At 71.0% G+C, this 24,845-nt stretch carries 23 protein-coding genes; 14 read left to right on the top strand and 9 right to left on the bottom strand.

Features of this window, described 5'->3' with window-relative positions; all coding sequences use genetic code 11:
* The first annotated feature begins 88 nt into the window (after window positions 1-88).
* Window positions 89-943 (top strand): CPBP family intramembrane glutamic endopeptidase, encoded by an 855-nt coding sequence (locus NE236_RS44805; protein WP_252846588.1) that lies wholly within the window; start codon window positions 89-91, stop codon window positions 941-943.
* Window positions 944-1,146: 203 nt separating this feature from the next.
* On the opposite strand, the gene NE236_RS35315 is transcribed toward NE236_RS44805, so the two are convergent.
* Window positions 1,147-1,317: an ATP-binding protein gene (locus tag NE236_RS35315; RefSeq protein ID WP_252846587.1), complete on the bottom strand. Its 171-nt coding sequence runs from the start codon at window positions 1,315-1,317 to the stop codon at window positions 1,147-1,149.
* A 252-nt stretch (window positions 1,318-1,569) separates the two neighbouring features.
* Between NE236_RS35315 and NE236_RS35310 the strand changes: the two genes are divergently transcribed.
* From NE236_RS35310 to NE236_RS35300, 3 genes are all read left to right on the top strand, one after another.
* Entirely contained in the window at window positions 1,570-2,064 is a 495-nt protein-coding gene (locus NE236_RS35310; RefSeq protein WP_252846586.1) for a hypothetical protein, read from the top strand.
* Between the two features lie 12 nt (window positions 2,065-2,076).
* Window positions 2,077-2,418 (top strand): dihydrofolate reductase family protein, encoded by a 342-nt coding sequence (locus NE236_RS35305; RefSeq protein WP_252846585.1) that lies wholly within the window; start codon window positions 2,077-2,079, stop codon window positions 2,416-2,418.
* A 214-nt stretch (window positions 2,419-2,632) separates the two neighbouring features.
* Entirely contained in the window at window positions 2,633-2,896 is a 264-nt protein-coding gene (locus tag NE236_RS35300; protein WP_252846584.1) for a CPBP family glutamic-type intramembrane protease, read from the top strand.
* A 179-nt stretch (window positions 2,897-3,075) separates the two neighbouring features.
* Here the strand turns inward: NE236_RS35300 and NE236_RS35295 are convergent, their stop codons facing one another.
* Window positions 3,076-3,501: an ATP-binding protein gene (locus NE236_RS35295; protein ID WP_252846583.1), complete on the bottom strand. Its 426-nt coding sequence runs from the start codon at window positions 3,499-3,501 to the stop codon at window positions 3,076-3,078.
* A gap of 105 nt (window positions 3,502-3,606) precedes the next feature.
* Between NE236_RS35295 and NE236_RS35290 the strand changes: the two genes are divergently transcribed.
* From NE236_RS35290 to NE236_RS35275, 4 genes are all read left to right on the top strand, one after another.
* Complete coding sequence (locus NE236_RS35290; RefSeq protein WP_252846582.1) at window positions 3,607-4,416, top strand: helix-turn-helix domain-containing protein; 810 nt, start codon at window positions 3,607-3,609, stop codon at window positions 4,414-4,416.
* Window positions 4,416-4,511: a DUF397 domain-containing protein gene (locus tag NE236_RS35285; RefSeq protein WP_252846581.1), complete on the top strand. Its 96-nt coding sequence runs from the start codon at window positions 4,416-4,418 to the stop codon at window positions 4,509-4,511. The genes NE236_RS35290 and NE236_RS35285 overlap by 1 nt, the downstream gene beginning before the upstream one ends.
* Window positions 4,512-4,898: 387 nt before the next feature.
* Complete coding sequence (locus tag NE236_RS35280; RefSeq protein WP_252846580.1) at window positions 4,899-5,669, top strand: ABC transporter ATP-binding protein; 771 nt, start codon at window positions 4,899-4,901, stop codon at window positions 5,667-5,669.
* A 2-nt stretch (window positions 5,670-5,671) separates the two neighbouring features.
* Entirely contained in the window at window positions 5,672-7,609 is a 1,938-nt protein-coding gene (locus NE236_RS35275) for an FtsX-like permease family protein (RefSeq protein ID WP_252846579.1), read from the top strand.
* A gap of 150 nt (window positions 7,610-7,759) precedes the next feature.
* Here NE236_RS35275 and NE236_RS35270 read toward each other — a convergent pair whose 3' ends face one another.
* The 3 genes from NE236_RS35270 to NE236_RS35260 all read right to left on the bottom strand — a co-directional run bounded on the left by NE236_RS35270 (window position 7,760) and on the right by NE236_RS35260 (window position 9,520).
* Complete coding sequence (locus NE236_RS35270) at window positions 7,760-7,963, bottom strand: FmdB family zinc ribbon protein (RefSeq protein ID WP_252846578.1); 204 nt, start codon at window positions 7,961-7,963, stop codon at window positions 7,760-7,762.
* A gap of 49 nt (window positions 7,964-8,012) precedes the next feature.
* Entirely contained in the window at window positions 8,013-8,522 is a 510-nt protein-coding gene (locus tag NE236_RS35265; protein WP_252846577.1) for an HNH endonuclease, read from the bottom strand.
* Between the two features lie 218 nt (window positions 8,523-8,740).
* On the bottom strand, window positions 8,741-9,520 hold the full coding sequence (locus NE236_RS35260) for a hypothetical protein (RefSeq protein WP_252846576.1): 780 nt from the start codon (window positions 9,518-9,520) through the stop codon (window positions 8,741-8,743).
* Between the two features lie 115 nt (window positions 9,521-9,635).
* Here NE236_RS35260 and NE236_RS35255 point away from each other — a divergent pair, with 115 nt between their 5' ends.
* The gene (locus tag NE236_RS35255; RefSeq protein WP_252846575.1) at window positions 9,636-11,753 is read left to right on the top strand and encodes a prolyl oligopeptidase family serine peptidase; all 2,118 of its coding nucleotides are present in this window, start codon (window positions 9,636-9,638) and stop codon (window positions 11,751-11,753) included.
* Window positions 11,750-12,529: a class I SAM-dependent methyltransferase gene (locus NE236_RS35250; protein WP_252846574.1), complete on the top strand. Its 780-nt coding sequence runs from the start codon at window positions 11,750-11,752 to the stop codon at window positions 12,527-12,529. The genes NE236_RS35255 and NE236_RS35250 overlap by 4 nt, the downstream gene beginning before the upstream one ends.
* 100 nt (window positions 12,530-12,629) lie before the next feature.
* Here NE236_RS35250 and ilvD read toward each other — a convergent pair whose 3' ends face one another.
* The gene (ilvD, locus tag NE236_RS35245; protein ID WP_252846573.1) at window positions 12,630-14,474 is read right to left on the bottom strand and encodes a dihydroxy-acid dehydratase; all 1,845 of its coding nucleotides are present in this window, start codon (window positions 14,472-14,474) and stop codon (window positions 12,630-12,632) included.
* 126 nt (window positions 14,475-14,600) lie between these two features.
* Window positions 14,601-15,449 (bottom strand): nuclease-related domain-containing protein, encoded by an 849-nt coding sequence (locus NE236_RS35240; protein WP_252846572.1) that lies wholly within the window; start codon window positions 15,447-15,449, stop codon window positions 14,601-14,603.
* A gap of 204 nt (window positions 15,450-15,653) precedes the next feature.
* On the opposite strand from NE236_RS35240, the gene NE236_RS35235 reads away from it, so the two are divergent.
* Window positions 15,654-17,063, top strand: a complete 1,410-nt coding sequence (locus NE236_RS35235) for an amidase (protein ID WP_252846571.1) — start codon at window positions 15,654-15,656, stop codon at window positions 17,061-17,063.
* Between the two features lie 59 nt (window positions 17,064-17,122).
* Complete coding sequence (gene malQ, locus NE236_RS35230) at window positions 17,123-19,285, top strand: 4-alpha-glucanotransferase (protein WP_252846570.1); 2,163 nt, start codon at window positions 17,123-17,125, stop codon at window positions 19,283-19,285.
* Between the two features lie 58 nt (window positions 19,286-19,343).
* Here malQ and NE236_RS35225 read toward each other — a convergent pair whose 3' ends face one another.
* Window positions 19,344-20,363: a hypothetical protein gene (locus NE236_RS35225; protein WP_252846569.1), complete on the bottom strand. Its 1,020-nt coding sequence runs from the start codon at window positions 20,361-20,363 to the stop codon at window positions 19,344-19,346.
* Between the two features lie 367 nt (window positions 20,364-20,730).
* On the opposite strand from NE236_RS35225, the gene NE236_RS35220 reads away from it, so the two are divergent.
* The gene (locus tag NE236_RS35220) at window positions 20,731-21,303 is read left to right on the top strand and encodes a GTP-binding protein (RefSeq protein ID WP_372494485.1); all 573 of its coding nucleotides are present in this window, start codon (window positions 20,731-20,733) and stop codon (window positions 21,301-21,303) included.
* A gap of 52 nt (window positions 21,304-21,355) precedes the next feature.
* Here NE236_RS35220 and pepN read toward each other — a convergent pair whose 3' ends face one another.
* Entirely contained in the window at window positions 21,356-23,887 is a 2,532-nt protein-coding gene (gene pepN, locus NE236_RS35215; protein ID WP_252846567.1) for an aminopeptidase N, read from the bottom strand.
* A 299-nt stretch (window positions 23,888-24,186) separates the two neighbouring features.
* Here pepN and NE236_RS35210 point away from each other — a divergent pair, with 299 nt between their 5' ends.
* Window positions 24,187-24,801: a mycothiol-dependent nitroreductase Rv2466c family protein gene (locus NE236_RS35210; RefSeq protein ID WP_252846566.1), complete on the top strand. Its 615-nt coding sequence runs from the start codon at window positions 24,187-24,189 to the stop codon at window positions 24,799-24,801.
* Window positions 24,802-24,845 lie beyond the last annotated feature (44 nt).

The raw sequence follows: 24,845 nt of genomic DNA, 5'->3' as shown, positions 1-24,845 counted from the left end.
GATCCGGTGGCCCGCCGTGATGTCCGAGGGGTCGGCCGGATGGTTCCGTGACCTGAAGATCATCTCCGGTCGGCGAAAGGTGCGTTACGTGGTCACGGAACACAAGAGGGGAGTGGTGGCGTTCCTGCTGATCGCGTTCGGCACCACCTGGACGTATCTCTTCACCGCCCGGTTCGCGCTGGGACTGTCGCTCGTGAATCCGCTGGTGCAGCTTCCCCTGGGATTCGCCCCCGCCATCGCGGCGGTGATCGTACGACGCTGGATCACGCGGGAGGGGTTCGCCGACGCGGGCCTTCGCCTGGGGACGTCGCGGCTTCCCTACCTGGCGGCCTGGATCGGACCGCCGGTGTTCGTCGTCGCCGCCCTGGGCGCGGCGGCGGTCGTGGGAGTGTGGCACCCCGACCTGTCCCCGCTGAACGGCATCGTCTCCGGCCTTCCCGGCTGGGCGGCTCCGCTCCTGCTGATGGTGCTGGTCGTCCTGCTCACGCCGGTGTACTGGGGTGAGGAGTTCGGCTGGACGAGCTACCTGCGACCGCGCCTGTTCCCCGACCGGCCCCTGGCGTCGGTCGTGGTGACCGGCCTCATCTGGGCGCTGTGGCACTATCCCCTGGCGTTCGTCGGATACATCCACTTCGGCAACGTCGCCCTCGGCCTGGCCGCATGGACGGTGTCCTTCGTCTTCCAGGAGGTGATCCTCGCGTGGCTCTGGTCGCGCAGCGGCAGCGTCTGGGCGCCGAGCCTTGCCCACGCGGGCAACAACATGGTCCTGTCCCTGCTGACCGGCCAACTGCTGTCGCACAGCGGACTCGGCGCCACCGCCACCACGCTGATCATGTCCGTGCCGATCATCGCCGTGGGCACCTGGATCCTCCTGACAGGCCGTCTCCCCGCGAGCCGGTCGGCCCCCCGATCCCACCGGATGCGCGCGCACGTCCACCGCTGAGGCGCGGACTCGTCACGGACGCCCCGCCGCCGGCGATTGCCGTCGGCCGGTGCCGGTCAGTGGCTGCTGGTGGCGGTGCACCCGGACGGAACGCTCGGCAAACGCCGGATTCGAAGGCCGACAGAGGCGGTTTGCCCGTTTCCGCGCTCGCGATTACCGAGCTTTCCGTGCGCCGCGACACGGACACGGCCTCCGCGTTCCGGTTAGAGGAAGGCGGCTCTGACCACCTTCACGGAGGCGGGGCCTCCGACCGGGCGGGTGAAGAAGACCCATGCGTCTGCGAGTGCTTCGACCAGGACCAGGCCGCGGCCGCCCTCGTCCAGCTCGTCGGCGTCGCGGACCGTGGGGCACGCGTCGGGGCGTCTGTCGATCACGTCGAAAAGGCACAGCGCGAAGTGCTCGACCTTCGAGTATCGGCTCGCCGAAAAAGCGGAGCGCCGTGGTTCGCATGCGTTTCGCGGCTCAGGGTTGCGTCTGTCCAGACCCCCGTTGACGTGCGTGTATAGAGATCATCGGATACCGATTCCATAACGCCCCTGTCGTGTGCGAGCCGTTTACGATCATGATATTCCGGTCAACTCGGGTTGCTCCGGAGCCCGGAACCGCTCCTGAAAGGGAGGCTCCGCATGAAGCACACAACGCGACGTCTCGCCGTCACGCTGGCCGCCTCCACTCTCGCCGTCGGCGGCATGACCACTCTGACGGCCATGCCGGCTCTCGCCTACACCGAGAAGTGCACCGGCTACCAGCACAAGGAGTTCGACACCTGGGGCAACAAGACCGACGTCAAGCTCAAGCTGTGTGTCTCCAAGTCGGGCGGCTATCACTACGCCACGGCGTACGGCAACTTCTGGGACGGCAACGGCTGGACCGACAAGTTCGACAAGTTCAAACTGCAGGTCCGGCTGGAGCGCAGCAACAAGACCAAGGGCACGAAGACCTGCGACTACAAGAACCTCATCAACAACCACGAAAGCTCTGCCATCAGCTGCGGCTCGGCGTCGTCCAAGTCGGGCGCGAAGGGCGGCTGGACCGCCGACGCCACCGTGACCTACGACATCAACGGCGACAAGCTTGGCAGCTTCAAATGGGAGCTGGGAGGGACACAGAGCATCTCCTGACCGAGATCGCCGATGAACGACACGCCGAAGGTCGTCATCTCCAACACCCTCACCGAGTCGCCCTGGAAGAACGCCGTCGTCGCCGGCGGCGATCTGACGGAGACTGTCGCCCGGCTGAAGTCCCAGCCGGGCGGCGACATGATCGCCTACGGTGGCGGCACACTCGTGGCGAGCCTGATCGCCAAGGGGCTGCTCGACGAGCTCCACCTGTTCGTCAACCCGACGGCGATCGGCACCGGAATGCCCGTATTCCCCGACCTGGGCGCCCATCATCGTCTCCGCCTGGTCGCCGCCGAACCTTTTAGCTGCGGGATAACGGTGTTGCACTTCGAGCCGAAGCGCTCCTCAGCTTGATCGTCGAGGTTCTTCGTACGCGGAACGACGAAGGACCTCGACGATCACGGACGGCTCAGTCGGCGACGAGGCGACTCCTCGGGCCTTCCTGCTCACGCTGCCCGGCGCGAATGACCTGGCGGGCGGCCGAATCAACGAGCGGGCGCCCTGTCCCAGGACCGGGCGCTCCGTATCTGGCTGGGGCCGCCGGGAGACCGCCCGTGCCCTCCGGACGGTGTCCTTCGTCTTCCAGGAGGTGATCCTCGCGTGGCTCTGGTCGCGCAGCGGCAGCGTCTGGGCGCCGAGCCTGGCGCACGCGGGGAACAACATGGTCCTGTCCCTGCTGACCGGGCAGCTGCTGTCGCACAGCGGACTCGGTGTCACCGCCACCACGCTGATCATGTCCGTGCCGATCATCGCCGTGGGCGGCTGGATCCTCCTGACAGGCCGTCTCCCGGGCCCCCCGATCCACCAGGTGCGCGCGCACAGCCATCGCTGAGGTGTGGACTCGTCACGGACGCCCAGCTGGCGAGCGCCGCCGGCCGGCGGATGGGCACCCGGACGGAAAACTCGGTAAACGACTGATCCGGATGCCGACAGAGGCGGTTTGTCTGTTTCCGCGCGCGCGATTTCCGAGCTTTCGTGCGCCGTGACACGGACGTGGCTTCCGCGTTCCGGTTAGAGGAAGGTGGCTCTGACCACCTTCACGGCGGCGGGGCCTCCGGCCGGGCGGGTGAAGAAGACCCATGCGTCCGCGAGTGCTTCGACCAGGACCAGGCCGCGGCCGCCCTCGTCCAGCTCGTCGGCGTCGCGGACCGTGGGGCACGCGTCGGGGCGTCTGTCGATCACGTCGAAGACATAGGCGCGCCCGCTGCGTGCGAAGCGGACCGCGAACATGCCGCCGAGCGGAGTCGCGTGGCGTATCGCGTTGGTGGCCAGTTCGCAGACGACCTCTTCGGCGCGCTCCCTGAGATCGGCGCGGCCGTGCGTCGTGAGGCATTCCGCCGCGAATTCCCGAGCTGCCTTCGCGGCGGCGGGCTCTGCTCTGTAGATCCGTAGCATTCCGTCGTCGTCGGCCGGTACCCAGGCCGTCGGCTTTTCCATTTTTCGCCCCACTTATCGATGGGATTTCGTGAATAGCAGAAATAATGGCTCGCTTTTGTTATGGTCCGCGCTGCACGGTGAAGATTGAAAAGGTCGGGGGTCGTCATGGTCGGCGTCGAGACGCTGGATCCGCAGTCGTCGCTGTGGGCGTGGTTGGCCTATGAGCTGCGCAGATACCGCAAGCGGCAGACGGTCTCCCTCTCTGCGGCCGGCAAGATCGTCAGCGTCAGCGCGTCCCACTTTTCAAACTTCGAGAGCGGTCGGCGTCGTCCGGGCCTGAAAAAACTCAGAGCCCTTGATGCGGCATGGGAAACCGGCGGGCATTTTGTCCGGCTGTTCACTTTCGCCCAGGAAGGCCATGATCCGAACTGGTTCCGCGAACACCTGTTGTACGAGGCTCGCGCCTACGCACTCAGAATCTTCGAGCCGCTCATCATCCCCGGGCTGCTCCAAACGGAGGACTACGCACGCGTGGCAATCGCGACGGAAGGATCCGGAGACCCTGAGGCGGACCTCCGGCTACGCATGGACCGCCAGCGGATCTTGACCCGGAAGAACCCGCCACGGATGCATGTGCTGCTGGACGAGGGCGTACTCGACCGGCCCGTGGGGGGAGCCAAGGTCATGCGCGCCCAGCTTGCGCGCCTGCTTGAGTTCTCGGACCTGCCGGACGTCGTTGTGCGCATCTACCCGCGGTCGGCCGGCTACTACTTGGGGCTGACCGGAGCATTCAAAATCATGAGTTGTGAGCCCGACGGTGACATCGCCTATACGGAGGCGGCGGAGGGCGGTCGACTCGTACTCGACGGTCCAGGCGTTCGGCGGTTCGTTGTACGGTTCGACGAGATCGGGGCGGATTCCCTGTCCCGCTCGGCGTCCCGCGACGTGATCAAGCGAGCGATGGAGAAGATGTGATGACCGACTGGCGCAAGAGCAGCCGCAGTGATTCGGGCGGCGGGCAATGCGTCGAGGTCGTGGTCGGCGGCCGCGAAGAGATCGAGCACCCCTGACCCCTCCACGACGTATGGCCCTCGCATTCGGCGGGGGCCATTTCTATGTGTGACCAGCGCAGGTTGCGCGGGTGTCGGCAGCGTGTGGGACCTGGGTGGGCGCCTGGAACAGAAGACTCGGTAAAGGCCCCGAATCGACTGATGGTCTGAGGGGTTCGTCCCGTTTGCGGCAGCGGTCACCGAGCATTCTGCGCGTCACCCTCCCCCGGAGCGGGAGCCGGGAATCAGGGCAGGCCGGGATGACGGCGAGCGCGACGTCGGGGCGGGGCCGGGTGCTCGCGGTGGGTGGATCACGTCCACCCGTGAGGGCGGAGGTAGGGCCAGGCATACCTCGGGTTGGTGTCCTGGGCTGATGCCCCTGGATCGCTGGGGCGATGGGATCGTCGTATGACGGTGGGACAAGGGATCGGACAGGCATGGCCCGCGGGCCCCGCCGCACCCGCGGTGGAGTTGCGCGAGGTCAGCAGGGAGTACGGGAAGGGCGAGGCGAAGGTCCGGGCCCTCGCCGGGGTGAGCATCGGGTTTCCGGCCGGGTCCTGGACCGCGGTGATGGGGCCGTCGGGGTCGGGGAAGTCGACGCTGCTGCACTGCGCCGCGGGTCTGGAGAAGGCGAGCGGCGGCAGGGTCCTGCTGAGGGGACAGGACATCACCTCCGCGCCGGACGGCACGCTCACCGCGCTGCGGCGGCACACCGTCGGGTTCGTCTTCCAGACCTTCAACCTGGTCGGCTCGCTCACCGCGGAGCAGAACGTCGCTCTGCCATTGCGGCTCGCCGGGCGGAAGGTCTCCCGGCAGGCCGTTCGCGACGTGCTGGAGGCCGTCGGCCTGGGGGACCGGCTGGGGCACCGGCCCCGGGAGCTGTCGGGCGGGCAGCAGCAGCGCGTCGCGATCGCGCGGGCGATGGTGACCCGGCCGGCGGTGCTGTTCGCCGACGAGCCGACCGGCGCGCTGGACTCGGGATCGGCCCGTACGGTGCTCGGGTTGCTGCGGGACATGGTCGACTCGGCCGGCCAGACGATCGTCATGGTCACCCACGACCCCGGCGCGGCGGCACGGGCCGACGCGGTGGTGTTCCTGTCGGACGGTCGGATCGTCGACCACGCGATGCGCCCGTCCGCGCGGGAGGTCGCCGACCGGCTCGCGCGACTGGAGGGTTGAGCGTGCTGCGGATCGCGTGGAGCAACTTCCGGGAGCACCGCCGCCTGTTCGTCGGCGCCATTCTGGCCGTCGCCCTGGGCGTCGCGTTGATGCAGTCCTCGCTGTCGATGATGGCCGCGGTCTCTGACGCGCGGATCCCCGCGGGCGTGTCCGGGCAGGCCAGGGAGCGGATCCAGGACGCCTACGCGGGCGCCGCGACCCTGCTGGGCATGACGGTGATGCTCGCCGGCTTCCTCGCGCTGTTCATCGTCGGCTCGACGTTCGCCTTCACCGTGGCCCAGCGGCGCCGGGAACTCGCCTTGCTGCGGCTGGCCGGGGCCGGCCGCCCCCAGCTCGTCGTCCTGCTGCTGTCGGAGGCGGCACTGCTCGGTGCGGCGGGTGCCGGGGCGGGCGTCCTGCTCGGCGTGCCGGGTACGTGGGCCCAGTCCTGGCTGCTGGTGGCGTTCGGCTTCCTGCCCGGCGGGGTCTCCCCGCACCTGGGTGGCGGGATCATCCTGGCGTCGGCCTGCGTCGGCCTCACGGTGGCACTGCTCGGCGTCCTGACGGCCGCGCGGCGGGCCGCCCTGGTGCGCCCCCTGGAGGCGCTGCGGGACACCGGCCGTGCCGCCCGGGTCATGACCGTCGCCCGCTGGGTGTTCGGCCTGTCCCTGCTCGCCTGCGTGATCTGGCTGGTCACCGCGGCGCAGACCGGCCGCGTCGACGTGCTGGGCGCGCTTCTCATCGCCATGACCGTCTCGGTGCTCGGCGCGGTGGCCCTGAGCCTGCTGAGCCCCCTGGTCGTGCCGCTCGTGGGCCGCCTCATCGGCCTCGCGCTGCGCCGGAGCACCCTCGGCGAGATCGCCCAGGCCAACCTGCGGGACGCCGTCCGGCGGAGCGCCTCGACCGCCGCTCCGCTGATCGTGCTCGTCTCCCTCGTGGTCGGCCTGATGGGCACCCTGGCGTCCCTGGGGCGGATGGGAGGAGAGGAGCAGAAGCGCATCGTGGCCGGTGACCTGGTCGTCGACTCGACCGGCGCGCAGACGTCCCGGATCGCGGCCGTTCCGGGGATCGCGGTGGCGTCGCCGCAGGCCACCGTCCCGATCGCCGTGACGGTCGGGCGCGGCGCGTACCGGCACACCTACTACTCGGGGGTCGTCGCGGTGGATCCGGCGGCGTACGGGCGGACCCATCGGCGGCCACCCCGCTTCGGCTCGCTCGAGGCTCTGCGCGGGCGGACGATCGCGGTCGGGCCGGGCCTGAGCGAGATGGGCCTGCGGCGCGGGCAGGCGGCGACCGCCCGGATCGGCGGGCGACGCCTACGGCTGCGGATCGTCGCCGTGCTGGCCCCCGTGCTGGAGAACGGCGCGGACAATTTCCTCCTGCCGCGCGAACTGCTCCCGGAAGATGTCATCGCCACGGCGCCGACCCGTACGGTGGTCCAGGTCGTGCCCGGCACCGCGCCCTCGGCCGTCGCCGCGCGGATCCGCGCGGCCGGGATCGGGACGGTCCGCAGCCTGGCGGACTGGGCCGACGATGAGGCCGACAGGCAGCAGAAGGGCAACGAGGCGATCTTCGCGGTGCTCGTCGGCCTCGGCGGTCTCTACGCGGCCGTCGCCGTCGTCAACGCGGTGGTCATCGCCGGTGCCGAGCGCAAGGTCGAGTTCGCGGTCGTGCGTCTCATCGGGATGGGTCGCTCGCAGGTGGTACGGATGGCGCTGATCGAGGCGGCGGCGGTCACCGCGATCGGGCTGTTCCTCGGGCTCCTCGTGGCGGCGGGTGCGCTGGCGGGACTCGGCGCGGCGGCCGACCGGGCCATCGGCAGGCCGCTCGTCGCGGTGCCCTGGGAACTGTTGGGACTGCTGGTGCCGGGGGCGTTCATCGTGACCGGCGTGGCGAGCGCGTGGAGCACCTTTTCGGCCACCCGCCCGCCTCCGGTGACACTGGCCACCGCGAAAGAGTGATCAAGAATCTGCGCACCATGGTCGAGGTCTTCCCGGCCTACGGGTACACGCCCCTCCGGGAACGGCCGGCGGCACGGCTGTAAGGAGCTTCGCCCGGATGCCGGCCGGAGGGCGGCGCCGCTCGGCGGAGATGAGCCCTGGAAACAACCGTCAGCCGCAGCAGCCGCCTCCGCAGCACCCCCCGCCGCTGGGCGGAGTGGCGGTCGCGCCGCCGGTGACGGCGACCGTGGACAGCAGCTTCACCGTGTCGTCGTGCCCGTCGGGACAGGCGGCCGGGGCGGACGCCTCGGCCATCGGGCGGGACATCTCGAACGTCGCGCCGCAGGCGCGGCAGCGGTAGTCGTAGCGTGGCACGGCCACAGGGTACGACGTCGCCGCCCGTCCGTCACGCCCCGCCAGGCGATCAGGCGGCGGATTCGGAGACGTAGGGCGCCCACTGGGGGTCGCCGTCGTTGACCAGGCCGATGAGCCGCCAGTGCGCCCCCCGCGGAACGCCCGGGACGAAGCGCAGCTTCCATCCGATCTCTTCAAGTAGCTTGTCGGCCTTGCGGTGATTGCAAGGCCGACAGGAGGCGACGCAGTTCTCCCAGACGTGCTTTCCCCCGCGACTGCGCGGGAGGACGTGGTCGATCGTCTCCGCGCGAAGGCCGCAGTAGGCGCACCGGAAGCTGTCACGCCGCATGAGGGCCGCCCGGGTGAGCGGCACGCGTTGTCGGTACGGGATCCGGACGTAGCGCAGAAGCCGGATCACCGACGGCATCTCGACGATGACGGAGGCCGAGTGCAGCCGGGCTCCAGAGGCGTCAAGATGCACGATCTCGGCCTTCTCCCGGAGGACCAGGCAGACCGCACGCCGCAGCGGAAGGGTGGTAAGGGGTTCGTAGGTCGCGTTGAGCAGCAGGACCTGTCTCATCAGACGGCCTCCGCGCCGCAGGCGCCGGCTGCCCCACGGGCCACGCTCCAGCGCGCCTCGACATGAGGCTCAATGATCTTTCTCACCAGCGCACCCGACACGAGGACCTCCTCACGGGTGATACCCGAGTTCAAATCAGTGTGGCTGCTGAGGTGCTGATCCCGCTACCCCATATCGCGGCAATCGCTGGAAGCGCGCCCGTGAGGCGGCTCGACGGGTCAGTGACCCGGGTGGTGACCGCCTGTCTCGGTCCCCGCGTCCGGCGTGGCCGCCTGCGCCGGACGCCCGTGCCACGTCATCTTGGCGTCGACGCGCAGCGGGCCGCCCTTCGGGTTGCCCGAGGTCTTGATCCAGCCGGTGCGCTTGTCGCCCGCGCCCAGCGTCTCGTAGCGGCACACGACCGTCTCGTGGTCCGAGCCGCAGGGCTTCGACAGCCCGAGGATCTTGTGACCGGACGTGATCTTCTGGGTCGCGACGACGCCCTCGGCCGCGCTCTTTCCGTCGTTCGCCACGGTCCAGCGCCAGATGACGCCGGAACCTCCCGGCGCGGCCTCGGGCCGGTCGTACAGCAGCCGCAGGGCCGCCCCCTGCGCGCGGTGCCCTCCTTGTGCCTCGGTGCGGTGCCCTCCTTGCGCCTCGCGGGAGCGCTGGGCGCCCTCGTGCGACGCCGCGTGTGACTGCTGGGCGCCCTCGTGCGACGCCGCGTGTGGCCCTTGGGCCGCCTGGGACGGTGCGTGCGACGGTTCGGTCGCGTGGGACGGTGCGTGTGACGGCTGGGCCGCGTGTCCCGGATGCGCCGGCCGTTCTGCGCGCTGGGCGCCCTGCGGTGACGCGGCCGCGTGTGGCCGCGGAGCGAGCGCGAGCGCGGTCCCGCCCGCCAGGGCCCCGGCGGTCAGGGCGACCGTGACCAGCGCCGGTGCCGCGACCAGTCTCGTACGGCTGCCGTAGGGACCGCTCGCGCGCGAGTCCGACCCGTGCGGGTCGATGGTGTCTTTCATTGTTCCCCCCGAATCAACGTGGAAAGACGCGCCCCACATCTTTCTCGGCGCGGCGATCGGGGGGAAACCGCCACGCCCGGCGCGGGCGGTGACGGCGACCTCGTAAAGTGCCGTCATGAGCCGACTGCAGTACCCGTCCGCGCATCGTCAGGACATCGTCGAGGAGATCCACGGTCATCGCGTCGCCGATCCCTACCGGTGGCTGGAGGATCCGAACGGCGACGACACCAAGAAATGGCTGGCGGCCCAGGACGAGCTGTTCCACCGCGAGGTCGACGACCTGCCCGGCCGGGACCGGATGCGGGCGCGCGTGCGCGAGCTGCTCGGCGCCGGGAGCGTCGGGGCTCCGGTCTGGCGGGGCGAGCGCCGGTTCTTCATGCGGCGCACCGCGGAGCAGGAGCACGCCGTCCTCTACACCGTCGACCCCGGCGAGGGCGGAGGGGAGCGGGCGCTGATCGACCCGATGGCGCTCGACCCGACCCACACGACGACGCTGGACTCCTGGCAGCCGGACAAGGAGGGCCGCCTGCTGGCCTACCAGCTCTCCCACGGCGGCGACGAGGAGTCCAAGCTCTACGTGATGGACGTCGCCACCGGCGAGACGGTCGAGGGGCCGATCGACCGGTGCCGCTACACCCCGATCGCCTGGCTGCCGGGCGGCGAGACGTACTACTACGTCCGCCGGCTCCCCGCCGACCAGGTCCCGGCGGGGGAGGACCAGTACCACCGCCGCGTCTACCTGCACCGGCTCGGGACCGACCCGGAGACCGACGACGTGATGATCTTCGGTGAGGGGCGGGAGAAGACCAACTACTACGGCGTCGGCGTCAGTCGCGACGGCCGCTGGCTCAGCCTCTCCTCCTCCCAGGGCACCGCGCCGCGCAACGACCTGTGGGTCGCCGACCTGACCACCTCCTCCCCGGAGGCCCCGGAGCTGCGGGTGGTCCAGGAGGGCGTCGACGCCGAGACCGGCGTGCACTTCGGGCGCGACGGCCGCGCGTACGTCTTCACCGACCGGGACGCCCCGCGCGGCCGGCTGTGCGTGGCCGACCCGGCCGACCTGTCGCCCGGCGCCTGGCGCGACCTGCTCCCCGAGGACACCGAGGCGGTCCTCACGGACTTCGCGATCCTCGACGATCTCGACCGGCCGATCCTGCTCGCCGGATGGACCCGCCACGCGATCAGCGAGATCACCGTCCACGACCTGGCGACCGGGGAGCGTATCGGCGAGGTTCCGGTGCCCGGCCTCGGCACCATCGGCGGCCTCGTCGACCGTCCCGAGGGCGGCCACGAGACGTGGTTCTCCTACGTCGACCACACGACGCCGACGTCCGTGTACCACTTCGACGCCACGACGGGCGAGACGACGCTGTGGGCGTCCGCGCCCGGCACGGTCGACGTGCCCGACGTCGAGGCGCGCCAGGTGACGTACACCTCGAAGGACGGCACCGAGGTGCGCATGCTCATCGTCGCCCGGGCCGACGCGGTGCCGGGCGAGGGCACGCCCAAGCCGACCATCCTCTACGGCTACGGCGGTTTCAACGTCCCGCTGACGCCCGCGTACTCCGCCGCAACGCTCGCCTGGGTGGAGGCCGGCGGCGTCTACGCCGTCGCGAACCTGCGCGGCGGTTCGGAGGAGGGCGAGGAGTGGCACCGCGCCGGGATGCTGGGCAAGAAGCAGAATGTCTTCGACGACTTCCACGCCGCGGCCGAGAAGCTCATCGCCGACGAGTGGACCTCGGCGGACCGGCTCGCCATCTCCGGCGGGTCCAACGGCGGCCTGCTCGTCGGCGCCGCGATCACCCAGCGGCCCGACCTGTACGCGGCGGCCGTGTGCTCGGCGCCGCTGCTGGACATGATCCGGTACGAGAGGTTCGGCCTCGGCCAGACCTGGAACGTCGAGTACGGCACGGCCGACGACCCGGAGCAGTTCGGCTGGCTGTACGCCTACTCCCCGTACCACCACGTGCGTGAGGGCGTCGCCCACCCGGCGACCCTCTTCACGGTCTTCGAGAGCGACACCCGGGTCGACCCGCTGCACGCCCGCAAGATGTGCGCGGCCCTCCAGCACGCCACCTCCGATGAGGGCGGCCCCATCCTCCTGCGCAACGAGGCCGAGGTCGGGCACGGCGCCCGCGCGGTCAGCCGTTCGATCGACCTGAGCGTCGACACCCTGTCGTTCATGGCCGCGCACACCGGTCTCACGCTCGAGGAGGCGGGACAGGGGACATGACCGCGCTCGAACGCGTCCTGCCGCTGCTCGACCGGCCGCCCGCCGAGCCGGACGTGTCGCGCGGCTACCTCGACCTCCTCGGCGAGGAGGCGCGGCAGCACGACACGATGGCGCAACGGCTCATGCGCTCCGGCTTCCTCCCGAAGATCTACGAGGACGTGTGGCGGCCGGTGATGTTCGGGTTGTCCAAGGGCCCGCTCGGGCCCAGCGTCGAGGAGGAGTACGCGCTCGCCCGCGACTGGCTGGACCTCGCCGCGGTTCCGGACGGCACCGTGCTCGACGTGGCCTGTGGCCCCGGCAACATCACCCGCGCGCTGGCCGCCGGGATGACGGGCCACGGGCTCGTCGTGGGCATCGACGCCTCCTCGACCATGCTCGACCGCGCGGTGGCCGAGACGGCCCGGCCGAGTCCCCGCGGGGAGAACGGCGCCGCCGACGCCGCCTACGTCCGCGGCGACGCGGCGGACCTGCCGTTCCGCGACGAGGCGTTCGACGCGGTGTGCTGCTTCGGCGGCCTGTACCTCTTCGACGACCCGTGGGCGGCCGTCGACGACATCACCCGCGTGCTCAGGCCCGGCGGCCGGGCCGTGTTCCTCACGACCCGGCGGCCGGAGCTCCCGCTCATCGGCACGGGCAGCGCCGTGCTCGGGCGGCTGACCGGCATCCGGATGTTCGGCACCGACGACCTCTGCCACGCCCTTAGGGGCCGCGGCTTCACGGCCCTGCGCCAGCGGACGTACGGCCTGATGCAGTTCGTGGGCGGCACCCGAAGCTGAGATGTCCGAGCCGCGCGCCCTGTGTCGTCATGGACGTGTCGGCGGCGGGGCGAACCAGGAGTGATCCGGTGGGCGGGTGACGCCCACCGGATCCGGGAGGTCAGCCGCCGAGCTGGGAGATGTCGCGGGCCGCGCCGGTGGAGGCGGACGTGGCCATCGCGGCGTAGGCCTGCAGCGCGGCGCTCACCGGACGGTGCCGGTCGCGGGGCCGGTAGGAGCCCAGCTCCTTCAGGAGGCGCTCGCGGCGCGCCCTGAGCTCGTCGGCGGGCACGTCGAGGCGCAGCTCCCGGCGCGGGATGTCGATGACGATCCGGTCGCCGTCCTCGACCAGGGCGATGTCGCCGCCGGCGGCGGCCTCCGGCGAGGCGTGGCCGATGGACAGGCCGCTGGTGCCGCCGGAGAAGCGCCCGTCGGTGATCAGCGCGCAGGCCTTGCCGAGCCCGCGGCCCTTGAGGAACGACGTCGGGTACAGCATCTCCTGCATGCCCGGGCCGCCCTTGGGGCCCTCGTAGCGGATGACGACGACGTCACCGGGCTTGACCCGGTTGCCGAGGATGCCCTCGACCGCGTCGTCCTGGCTCTCGAAGACGATCGCCGGGCCCTCGAAGGTCCACAGGGCCTCCTCGACGCCGGCGGTCTTGACGACGGCGCCCTCGACGGCCAGGTTGCCGTGCAGCACGGCCAGCCCGCCGTCCTTGGTGTAGGCGTGCTCGACGTCGCGGATGCAGCCCTGCTCGCGGTCGAGGTCGAGCTCCTCCCAGCGGTTGTCCTGGCTGTACGGCTTGATCGTGCGGACCCCGCCCGGCGCGGCGTGGAACAGCTCGACCGCCTCCGGACGGACGCCGGGGGAGCGGACGTCGTGCGCCTCCAGGAACTCCCCCAGCGACGCGCTGTGGATCGTGTGGACCGTGCGGTTGAGCAGCCCGGCGCGGTCGAGCTCGCCGAGGATCGCGGGGATGCCGCCCGCCCGGTGTACGTCCTCGACGTGGTACTTGGCCGTGGCCGGGGCGACCTTGCAGACGCAGGGCACGCGGCGCGACAGCTCGTCGATCTCCTTCAGGCCGAAGTCGACGCCGGCCTCCCGGGCCGCCGCGAGCAGGTGCAGGATCGTGTTGGTCGATCCGCCCATCGCCACGTCGAGCGCCATGGCGTTCTCGAACGCGTCGCGGGTCGCGATGTTCAGCGGGAGGACGGACTCGTCGTCCCCGGCGTAGTAACGGTTGGCGATCTCGACGACGCGGCGCCCGGCGTCCTGGAACAGCTTCTTGCGGTCGGCGTGGGTCGCCAGGATCGTGCCGTTGCCCGGAAGGGACAGGCCGATCGCCTCGGTGAGGCAGTTCATCGAGTTGGCGGTGAACATGCCCGAGCAGGACCCGCAGGTCGGGCAGGCGTTCTCCTCCATCTGGGCGAGGGTCTCGTCGGAGACCGACTCGTCGGCGGAGGCGATCATCGGGTCGATCAGGTCGAGCTTGGTCGTGCCGTTCACTGGCTTGCCCGCCTCCATCGGCCCGCCGGAGACGAACACGGTCGGGATGTTGAGCCGCATGGCCGCGATCAGCATGCCCGGCGTGATCTTGTCGCAGTTGGAGACGCAGATCATGGCGTCGGCGCAGTGCGCGTTGACCATGTACTCGACCGAGTCGGCGATCAGCTCGCGGGACGGCAGCGAGTAGAGCATGCCGCCGTGGCCCATCGCGATGCCGTCGTCGACCGCGATCGTGTTGAACTCGCGCGGGATGCCGCCCGCCTCCTTGACCGCGGCGGCGACGACCTGGCCGACCTCGCGCAGATGGACGTGGCCGGGCACGAACTCGGTGAAGCTGTTGGCCACCGCGATGATGGGCTTGCCGAAGTCCTCACGCGCTACGCCGGTGGCCCTGAGAAGGGCCCGGGCTCCCGCCATGTTCCTGCCGTGCGTGACCGTTCGTGACCTCAGCGGGGGCATCTGCCTCTCCCATCGATTCGTGCTCAGACTTCGATGGTATGGGGTCGACGGCCCGCATGAGACGGCGGTCTCAGTTTCTGGGACGTCGTACCGGGGATCGAGCGTCGGGCACGCGACGGGAGACGGTCAGGATCCGGGGTACTTCGGCGGCAGCACCCGCTCGGCGGCGTTGTAGATGCGCTCGATGTCCACCGCGGTGAGGATCTTGGGCCGGCGCCGCAGGTAGTTGCGGGCCCGTCCACCGGAGTAGACGTCGACGTTGCGCACCATCAGCACCTTCCAGGAGATCGCCGGGCCGTAGATGGCCAGCGACGGCTGGACCGGCACCTCATAGCCGAGCTCCGCGCTGATCAGCTTGCTGGCCTGGTCGGACTCCCAGCGGGCCTCGTCGAGGCGCTCCTTCTTGTTGAACGGCCCGAGGAACAGCTTGCGGTGCGACAGCGCTCGTACGGGCAGCCGCTTGTCCCACTTCTCCGAGTCGACGGCGTACACGCCGGTCGGCCCGATGACGAGGTGGTCGATCTGCCCATCGCTGACGCCGTCGTCGTCGCGGGGGACGGCGCGGGCGTGGAGGGCGCGATAACCGGCCTTCTCCATGCCGCGCAGCTGCCGCTCGGTCCTGCGCTCCGCGACCGACGGCTTCCGCCAGGCCTCCACACTGGAGTGCTGACGGGATCTCCGGACGACATCGACGACCACGGTGAGCACCGCCACGGCCAGGCCGATCCGGATCTCGAAGATGATCGCGAACAGCAGGCCGAGAACGGCGGCCGCGCCGATCCGGATCATCCAGCGTTGGATCTGCGGATCGCTGATCCGGCCTCCGATCGCCTGCTCCCTCCGCCGCTTGGGCGGGCGTCCCTCGTCAGGACGTTCGGCCGAGCCTTCTTCACCGGGCAGCTCGAACGGACGTTCGTCGTCAGGGTGCTCGCGTGTGGACGTCTGGGTGGACTCGCCTCGCTCCACACTGGCCATTGTCGACACTCCGTGCTCGATTGACGGCAGCGCACATGATCTTCCGAGCGAAGCGTAACCAGAGCCGGCGCCGAGTGCATAGTCGTGTCCGGTTGATACTTTTGTCTCCGCCCTTGAGCGGTTCGGTGGCATCCTACCAGGGTAGATAATTCCTATCCCCCCACTGCTCTGCTGCAACTTTCGGTGGGCGTACCGTTTTCACTTGTGACGCAAATTCACGATCTCAGTGTCCGGGAGCAGGCCACCGCGATCCGCCGCCGGGAGCTCTCACCCGTCGACGTCGCCGAGCACTACCTCGACCGCATCGACCGCCTGACGGACCGCGTCGGCGCCTACATCACCGTGACCGCCGACCTCGCGCGTGACCAGGCCAAGGCGGCCGAGCGCGCGGTCATGGCCGGCGACGCGGCTCCGCTGCTCGGCGTTCCGATCCCCGTCAAGGACCTCAACATGGTCAAGGACGTACGGACGACGCTCGGCTCGGCGGCCTTTGCCGACTTCACGGCATTCACCGACGACAACGTCGTCGCTTTTCTGCGTGAAGCGGGGACGATTCTCCTGGGGAAGACCAATACGCCGGAATTCGGACTGCCCTGTTATACCGAAAACGCCGTGGCACCCCCCGCGCGTACGCCCTGGGACGTCGAACGCTCCGCGGGAGGGTCCAGCGGAGGCGCCGCCGCGGCGGTCGCCGCCGGGCTCGCACCGGCCGCGCACGGCAGTGACGGCGGCGGGTCCATCCGGATCCCGGCCAGCGTCTGCGGCCTCTTCGGGATCAAGCCGACGCGCGGCCGCATCAGCCAGGGGCCCGTCAGCCCCGACCTCGTCGGCCTGTCGACCAGCGGCCCGATCACCCGGACCGTACGGGACGCCGCGCTGCTCCTCGACGTCATGGCCGGGAACGCTCCAGGCGACATGTACCGCGCCGCGCCGCCCGAGGGGACCTTTTTCGAGGCCGCCGACCGGGCACCGCGACGGCTGCGCGTCGGCCGCAGCGCCGTGCCGCCGATCTCCGGCGCCGAGGTGCACCCCGACTGCCTCGCCGCCTACGAGGCCGCCAGCGCGCTGCTGGCGGAGCTCGGCCACGAGGTGGAGGACATCGTCCCGCCGTGGCAGGACGAGCTGATGCCCCACTTCGAGGTCATCTGGGCGTCCATGGCCACGCTCACCCCGGTCCCGCCCGAGCGCGAGGAGCTCCTGCGCCCGCTCACCCGATGGCTGCGCGAACGCGGCCAGACGATCACCGCTCCGCAACTGCTGCGCGCCCAGGCGTCGCTGCAGGCCGCCGTACGGACGGCGCTGCCGGTCCTCGATCGCTACGACGTGATCCTGCATCCCACGCTCGCGCAGCCGCCCGTGCCCATCGGCCACTTCGAGGAGGCCGAGCCCGTGGAGAACTTCGAGCGGCAGAAGCGCTTCACACCGTTCACCTCGGTGTACAACGTCACCGGCCAGCCCGCGGTGAACGTCCCCCTGCACTGGACCGACGGCGGCCTGCCCATCGGCGTCATGCTCGCCGGGCGGGTGGGCGACGAGGCCACGCTGATCGCCCTGTCGTCGCAACTGGAGGAGGCCCGACCGTGGGCCCACCGTCATCCCCCGATTTGGGACTGATCCACGGGGCATCGTAGTCGTCGGGCAGGAGCCGGGAGCGGGCCGAGGACGGGGACATCGTGAGAGAGGACACCGTGGCCGAGGGCACCGAGGATCTGAAGGCGCTGGCCGCGGCGTACGGCGTCGAGACCTCCTACACGGACTGGCGGGGCCGGCCGGCCGACGTCTCCGTGACCACGATCAGCTCGGTGCTCACCGCGCTCGGGGCGGACGTGTCGTCGTCGGAGGCCGTCGGCCGCGAGCTCGAGCGGATCGACCGGGAGTGCCGCGCCCGCCTCCTCCCGTCCGTCGCCGTCGTCTTCGCGGGAGAGGACCTGCTCGCGGCGGACGACGCCGAGCTGTGGGTCGAACTCGCCACCGGCGACGAACTCCGTCTCCACCGCGCGGAACCGCGCCCGTCCTCCGCCGCCCCGCAGGCGGCCACGGCAGGCGGCCCGCAGGCGGCCGCGACGGCAGGACGGCCGCCCGCCACGTCGGCGGAGGCCACCGGGTTCCGTACGGCGTACCGGCTGCCCCTGGAGACGCCGCTCGGATGGCACCGGGTACGCGCCCGGCGCGGCGACCGGGAGGAGGCCGCGCCGCTGCTCGTCGCGCCCTCGCGGGCTCCGGACCCCGGCGAGCGTTCCTGGGGCCTCATGGCCCAGCTCTACTCCCTGCGGTCGACCCGCTCGTGGGGAATGGGGGACCTCGCCGACCTGCGGGAGCTGGCCGCGTGGAGCGGCCGCGCGCTCGGCGCGGGATTCGTCCTGGTCAACCCGCTGCACGCGGGGGAACCGGCCCCGCCGGTCAGGCCGTCGCCGTACCTGCCGGTGAGCCGCCGCTACACCAGCCCCCTGTACCTGCGGCCGGAGGACGTGTCCGAGTACACCGGGGCCGACCCGGAGGTGCGGCGCCGGGTCGCCGAACTGGCCGCTCCCGAGCAGGCCCGGTCCCGGACGACCGACGACATCGACCGCGACGCGGTCTGGACGGCCAAGCGGGCGGCGCTGGAACTCCTGGTCGAGGTGCCGCTCACCCCGGAGCGTGCGGCGGCGTACGCCGGGTTCCGCGAGCGCGAGGGAGAGGAACTGACCGCGTTCGCGACCTGGTGCGCCCTCGCGGAGGAGCACGGCTCGTCCTGGCCGTCCTGGCCGGCCGACCTGCGCGACCCCCGATCGGCGGCGGTCGCGGCCGAGCGTGAGCGGCGCGCCGACCGCGTCGAGTTCCACCGTCGGCTGCAGTGGTGGCTCGACGAGCAACTCGGCGCCGTCCACGACGCGGCGCGTGAGGCCGGCATGGACCTGGGGATCGTCCACGACCTGGCCGTCGGGGTGGACCCGGGTGGGGCGGACGCGTGGGCGTACCGGGACCTGTTCGCGCCGGGGATGAGCGTGGGGGCGCCGCCGGACGAGTTCAACCAGCGCGGCCAGGACTGGGGTCAGCCGCCCTGGCACCCGCAGCGGCTCGCGGCGGCGGGCTATGCCCCGTACCGCGCGATGCTGCGCCACGTGCTCCGGCACGCGGGCGGGCTCCGCCTCGACCACGCGATGCAGGTCTTCCGGCTGTGGTGGGTGCCGCAGGGTGCCTCCCCGGCCGATGGGACGTACGTCTCCTACCCGTACGGCGACCTGCTGGGCGTGCTGCTGGCCGAGGCGCACGAGGCCGGGGCCGTGGTCATCGGCGAGGATCTCGGCACCGTGGCGGACTACATGCGCGACGTCTTCGCCGAGCGCGGGGTGTTCGGCACGTCCATGGCGTGGTTCGAGCGCGACGAGAGCGGTGCGCCGCTGCCGCCGGGGAAGTGGCGGGAGCTGTGCCTGGCCACTGTGGGCACCCACGACATGCCGCCCATCGAGGGGTACCTGAACGGCGACCACATCGTCCTGCGGGAGCGTCTCGGCCTGCTCACCCGGCCCGCCGCCGAGGAGTACGCCGAACTCGACCGGTCACTGCGCGAGTGGAAGGAACTGCTGACGTCGCTCGGCCTGGACACGGCCGACATGACGGCGGCGCTGCACGCATTCCTCGCGCGTACGCCCGCGCGGCTGATCGGCGTGTCGCTGGCGGACGCCGTGGGGGAGCGGCGCACGCAGAACCAGCCCGGCACGGTCGATGAGTACCCGAACTGGCGGATCCCCTTGGCGGACGCCGCCGGCCGCCCGGTGCTCCTGGACGACCTTCCCCGTCACCCCCGCCTGCCGGCCACCCTCGGTCCCGTACTCGATCAGGGCGGTGCCCACTGACGTCCTCCGCGTCGCGGGAGGACACGAGCGGCGGATCAGGGGACGGGCGGAAGGTTCATCAGTGTTCGAGGATGGCGACGATGTGCGCGGCGACGTCGTGCAGCAGGGTGTCGGGCAGGATCGGGCGCCCGGCCGCCGCGGAGAACACCTCGGGCAGGCCGGGCAGGCAGTAGACGGTGCTGGGCTCGACCACCGCGCGCCCGAGCGGCTGGTTGCCCACCGACCTGCGGGTGCGGGACCAGGCCTCCTCGACCTCCTCGGGGCTCGGGACCCCGAAGCCGTGCCCGACCGGCGCGGCGTGGCGCAGGCGCACGAGCGCGCCGTCGGAGAACTCCTGGGCCAGCCGGCAGCGGGCGGTCAGGGCCTCGAGCACGTCGGGGGACAGGCGCGTGACCACGTCGCAGGGCGTGCGGCACGACGCGGCACAGCGTCCGAGGGCGGACGCCAGCGTGCTGTGCTGGCGGTCGAGGTAGGCGCGCCAGCCGGGACCGGGCTCTCCGGCCACCCGCAGCGCGCGCTCGGCGGCGGACTGCTCGGGACGCGTCAGGTCGCACTGGCGCGGCGTGCCCGGCTCGGGCATCACACCGAACCGGCTGCCGGTGCCGGCGACCGCCGCGGGCAGCAGCGCCGGGTCGCCGGCGTGGCCGAGGACCGGCTCCCAGGCCAGCAGCGGGAGGTATTCGGCGGCGATGTGCAGGGCGGCGACCAGGGCCGCCATCTCGCGCCGCCGCCACCGCGCCTCGATCACCTCGAGCAGCAGGCCGTAGGCGGGACGGAGCGTCCGCAGCGCCCCGCGGGTGTTCTCTTTGGCGGACTGCGGCATCCGGCTGGCCCGGGCGCGGGCGAGCAGGTGATCGGGCACCTCGTGGACGTCGACGGCCGGGTCGCCGGTGCGTTCGGGGACGCCGAAGTCCTCCGCGTCCAGGTCGATCAGCCGCTGCCCGAACGAGCACAGCAACCGGACCTCGGCGGCGACGTCAGGTCGCAGCCCCGCGGCGCCCGCCTCGCACAGGGCGGCGAGGTCACCGAAGGCGTAGCGCCAGGCGAGAGTCGTGAGTACTTCGTGTGCCGTCTCCACCCGTTCACTTTGCCATGCCCCGGTGACAGCGCCCGTGCCGCGGTGCGGTGGTCTCCGCCACCTCCGCACGGCGAATGACCGTGAATCGGGCGAACCCGCCGAAGGTTAGAGTCCAGTTACAAATCCGTATTCCATTTCGGGGATCTTGTTTCCCTCTGGGTGGGATCATGTCTGCTGACACGGCGATCGTCCGGTTTCCGTGCCGTCGTGGAGTAGGAGAAGGAGCCCGTGGCCGCTGAAGCGATGCTGAGACCCGCCGAGGTGAGACGAGCCGCGGTGCCGTCCCCCCAGGGTCCGCCGGCGAACGCCCTCGTCTCGCGGCTCCACTCCGGCGCCCGTTCCCGTGAAAGGGCGTATTGAGATGCAGATGGGAACCCAGCTCGCGGTCAAGGTGCTGATCGCCGGCGGATTCGGGGCCGGCAAGACCACCCTGGTCAACACGGTCAGTGAGATCCAGACGCTGCGCACCGAGGAGATGCTCACCTCGCAGAGCGTCGGCGTCGACGACACCTCCGGCGTGGAGCAGAAGACCACCACGACCGTCGCGATGGACTTCGGCCGTATCACGCTCGGCGACGGACTCGTCCTCTACGTGTTCGGCACCCCGGGGCAGAAGCGGTTCTGGTTCATGTGGGACGAACTGGCCACGGGCGCGATCGGCGCGGTCGTCCTCGCCGACACCCGTCGGCTGGCCGACTGCTTCTCCTCGATCGACTTCTTCGAGCGCCGGGGCATGCCGTTCATCATCGGCCTGAACCGCTTCGAGGGCGCGGCCCAGCCAGACATCGAGGCGGTCCGCAGCGCGCTCGACCTCGAGCCCCACGTGCCGGTGATCGCCTGCGACGCCCGGGAGCGGGAGTCGGTCAAGCAGGTGCTCATCACCCTGGTCGAGCACGTCCTGGGCACCCGGCAGCGCCAGCGGTCGACCGCCTCCTACTGAGCGAGGGCCCGGCCGGAGACCGGCCGGGCCCTCGCGATCACGGTGCGGACGCCTACGCGCTCTGGCGGTCCTTCTCCCGCGCCCGCAGCGCGCGGGCGACGCCGTCGCGCCCCTCGACGAGCAGGCGGCGCAGGGCCGGCGGCGGGTTCTCCGCCTCGATGTACACGGTGGTCCGGTCGATGACGGCCGGCGAGATCACCAGGAACGGGTAGGCGCTCTCGGCGAACGTGCTGGCCATGTCGCTGGACCACGACGACCAGACGCGGCCGACCTCGGCGAAGTACCTCTCGACGTACGGCTCGAGGAGCGTGATGTCGTCGGTGTCGACGAAGCCGCCGAGCGTGGCGCGGAACACGGCGTTGGGCAGGTCGCCGCCGATGATCCGCTCCCACGCCGCGACCTTCGCCTCCGGCGTCGGGATCGCGGCGCGGCCGCCGGCCGCTTGCCGCTCGCCCGCGGCGGTGGGATCGCGGCGCAGCTCCGCCTCGACCTCGTCCTCCCCGGCGGCGCCGCGTACGACGAGACGCCGCAGCAGCGACCAGCGCAGGTCCGTGTCGACGACCAGCCCGTCGAGGCTCGCCGAACCGTCGAGCAGGCCGCGCACGAACGCGACGTGCTCGTCCGAGGTGGCCACCGAGACGAATGCCTGGGTGTAGGTGAGCTGCCAGTCCGAGCCGGGCTCGGCCTCGGTCATCAGCGTGTGCAGCGCGTCGGCCAGCAGGCCGTAGCCGGTGTCGCGCCAGGCCGGGTCGGCGTACTGCGAGGTCGCCAGCCGTGCCTGCCGGAGCAGCGTCTGGGTCACCGAGATGTCGGAGACGCCGCGGATGCCGGACAGCACCAGCCGGACGTAGTCGCGGGCGGCGAGCTCGGCGTCGCGGCACATGTCCCAGGCGGCCGACCAGCACAGCGCCCGCGGCAGGCCGTCGACGATCTCGCCGATCCCGTCGACGAGCGTGCGCAGTGAGCGCTCGTCGAGGCGGATCTTGGCGTAGGTCAGGTCGTCGTCGTTGACCAGCACGAGGTCGGGGCGCCGCTCGCCGACCAGCTCGGAGACCTCCGTACGGGCGCCCACGACGTCCAGCTCGACCCGCCTGCGGCGAACGATGCCCTCGTCCGTCCGGTCGTACAGGCCGATCGCCACCCGGTGCGAGCGCAGCGTCGGGTGGTTCTCCGGCGCCTCCTGCAGCACCGTGAACGAGGTGAAGCGGCCCTCGTCGTCGACGTCGTACGACGGGCGCAGGGTGTTGACGCCGGCCGTCTCCAGCCACTCCTTCGACCAGGAGGTCAGGTCGCGGCCCGAGGTCTCCTCCAGGGCGTCGAGCAGGTCGGACAGCGAGGTGTTGCCCCACGCGTGCCGGTCGAAGTAGCTGCGGACGCCGCTGATGAAGTTGTCGCGCCCGACGTAGGCGACGAGCTGCTTGAGCACGCTCGCGCCCTTGGCGTACGTGATGCCGTCGAAGTTGACCTCGACCGCCCGGATGTCGGGGATGTCGGCGGAGATCGGGTGCGTGGACGGCAGCTGGTCCTGGCGGTACGCCCAGGCCTTCCAGAGGTTCGCGAAGGTCGTCCAGGCGCCCTTCCAGCGGGTGGCCTCGGACTGGCAGAGGACGCTCATGTACGTCGCGAACGACTCGTTCAGCCACAGGTCGTCCCACCAGCGCATGGTGACGAGGTCACCGAACCACATGTGCGCCATCTCGTGCAGGATCGTCTCGGCCCGGCGCTCGTAGGCGGCGTCGGTGACCCGCGACCGGAAGACATAGTCCTCGAGGAAGGTGACGCAGCCGGCGTTCTCCATCGCGCCCGCGTTGAACTCCGGCACGAAGAGCTGGTCGTACTTGTCGAAGGGGTACGGCCGGGCGAAGATCTTGCGGAAGAAGTCGAAGCCCTGCTTGGTGACCTCGAAGATCGCCTCGGGGTCGAAGTGCTCGGCCAGGCTGGCCCGGCAGTAGGCGCCGAGCGGGATGCGCTGGTCGTCGGCGGCGTACTCGTCGCGCGCCACGTGGTACGGGCCGGCGACGAGGGCGGTGATATAGGTGGAGATGCCCGGCGTCGCGGGGAAGTGCCAGCGGCCGCCCTCGGACCGGTCGGGGGCGTTGTTGGTGATGACCTGCCAGTGCTCCGGCGCGGTCACGCTCAGCTCGAACCGCGCCTTGAGGTCCGGCTGGTCGAAGCAGGCGTACATGCGGTGCGCGTCGCACGTCTCGAACTGCGTGTAGAGGTACGCCTCCTGGTCGACCGGGTCGACGAAGCGGTGGAGTCCCTCGCCGGTACGGGAGTAGGCGTTGTCGGAGACCACCCGCAGCTCGTTCTCGGCGGCCAGCCGGGGCAGCGGGACGCGGCCCTTGTCCGGGTCGTACGATCCGGGGTCGAGCGGCTGACCGTTGAGGGTGACCTCGCGGACCGTCGCGCCGTGCAGGTCGACGAAGCTGGACGCGCCCGGTTCGGCGCAGCCGAACCTGATGGTGGTGTCCGAGACGAACGTCTCCGCTCCCGTCGTGAGGTCGAGATCGACCTCGTACGACTCGACGGTCAGCAGCCGGGCGCGCTCCCGCGCCTCATCGCGCGTCAGATTGCCAGCCAAGTGAACTCCTCGCCTCGTTTCGCGACGTCGTGGTCCTACCAACCGTACGGCTCGAAGAGCGGCCGTACGAACGGCGGTCCGCCTCAGCACACATCTAACCGCGAGATGGTGATCATGCCCTCGGATCTGGGAGAACTCCAAGAAGGAATGCCGACCGAAATGCGTCTGTTGCCGGTTACGGGGTCCGGTGTCCCAGCGACGTCCGGAGCCCGCCAAACGGGCCGGTGATCTCCGTGCGAGGTCTCCCGGCCATTCGACGGCGGTCCGGGAGGACGCGCCGAGGCATTGTGGAGGTAGCGGTGACCGACACCGAGCGCACGCCGGTGGATTTCTGGTTCGACCCGAAGTGCCCGTGGGCCTGGATCGCCTCGCGGTGGATCCTTGAGGTCGAGCGGCTGCGGCCCATCGACGTTCGGTGGCACGTCATGAGCCTGGCCGTGCTCAACGACGGTCGTGACCTGCCGGAGCAGTACGTCGCCTTCATGAAGGAGGCGTGGGGACCGGTCCGGGTGGCCATCGCGGCCGAGAAGAAGTACGGCGCCGAAGTGCTCGGCGCGCTCTACACCGAGCTCGGCACCCGCTTCCACGACGAGCAGCGGAAGGACACCCGCCAGGTCATCGAGGAGGCCCTCGAGGCGGCGGGTCTGGACGGGGCTCTCGCGGCCGCCGCCGACGGCGACGAGTACGACGAGGCGCTACGCGCCTCGCACGCCGACGGCATGGACCGGGTCGGCTACGAGGTCGGCACGCCGGTGATCTCGGTGGAGGGGGCGGCGTTCTTCGGCCCCGTCGTGTCGCCGATCCCGCGCGGCGAGGCGGCGGCGAAGCTGTGGGACGGCGTCCGTCTCGTCGCCGGCACGGACGGCTTCTTCGAGCTCAAGCGCAGCCGTACGCGGGACCCGATCTTCGACTGATGCGGCTCCGCGGTCGCCGGGCCGTGCTCGCGGCACGGGCCCGG

The sequence above is a fragment of the Actinoallomurus purpureus genome (assembly GCF_024055795.1).
Lineage (GTDB): Bacteria > Actinomycetota > Actinomycetes > Streptosporangiales > Streptosporangiaceae > Actinoallomurus > Actinoallomurus purpureus.
This window is presented reverse-complemented; position numbering and strand designations above follow the sequence as displayed.

Bases quoted from the DNA above. Each gene is read 5' to 3' on its own strand.
- NE236_RS35310 (WP_252846586.1), top strand. From the start codon at position 1,570: ATGAAGCACACAACGCGACGTCTCGCCGTCACGCTGGCCGCCTCCACT.
- NE236_RS35305 (WP_252846585.1), top strand. From the start codon at position 2,077: ATGAACGACACGCCGAAGGTCGTCATCTCCAACACCCTCACCGAGTCG.
- NE236_RS35295 (WP_252846583.1), bottom strand. From the start codon at position 3,501: ATGGAAAAGCCGACGGCCTGGGTACCGGCCGACGACGACGGAATGCTA.
- NE236_RS35290 (WP_252846582.1), top strand. From the start codon at position 3,607: ATGGTCGGCGTCGAGACGCTGGATCCGCAGTCGTCGCTGTGGGCGTGG.
- NE236_RS35285 (WP_252846581.1), top strand. From the start codon at position 4,416: ATGACCGACTGGCGCAAGAGCAGCCGCAGTGATTCGGGCGGCGGGCAA.
- NE236_RS35280 (WP_252846580.1), top strand. From the start codon at position 4,899: ATGACGGTGGGACAAGGGATCGGACAGGCATGGCCCGCGGGCCCCGCC.
- NE236_RS35265 (WP_252846577.1), bottom strand. From the start codon at position 8,522: ATGAGACAGGTCCTGCTGCTCAACGCGACCTACGAACCCCTTACCACC.
- NE236_RS35260 (WP_252846576.1), bottom strand. From the start codon at position 9,520: ATGAAAGACACCATCGACCCGCACGGGTCGGACTCGCGCGCGAGCGGT.
- NE236_RS35255 (WP_252846575.1), top strand. From the start codon at position 9,636: ATGAGCCGACTGCAGTACCCGTCCGCGCATCGTCAGGACATCGTCGAG.
- NE236_RS35250 (WP_252846574.1), top strand. From the start codon at position 11,750: ATGACCGCGCTCGAACGCGTCCTGCCGCTGCTCGACCGGCCGCCCGCC.
- ilvD (WP_252846573.1), bottom strand. From the start codon at position 14,474: ATGCCCCCGCTGAGGTCACGAACGGTCACGCACGGCAGGAACATGGCG.
- NE236_RS35240 (WP_252846572.1), bottom strand. From the start codon at position 15,449: ATGGCCAGTGTGGAGCGAGGCGAGTCCACCCAGACGTCCACACGCGAG.
- NE236_RS35220 (WP_372494485.1), top strand. From the start codon at position 20,731: ATGGGAACCCAGCTCGCGGTCAAGGTGCTGATCGCCGGCGGATTCGGG.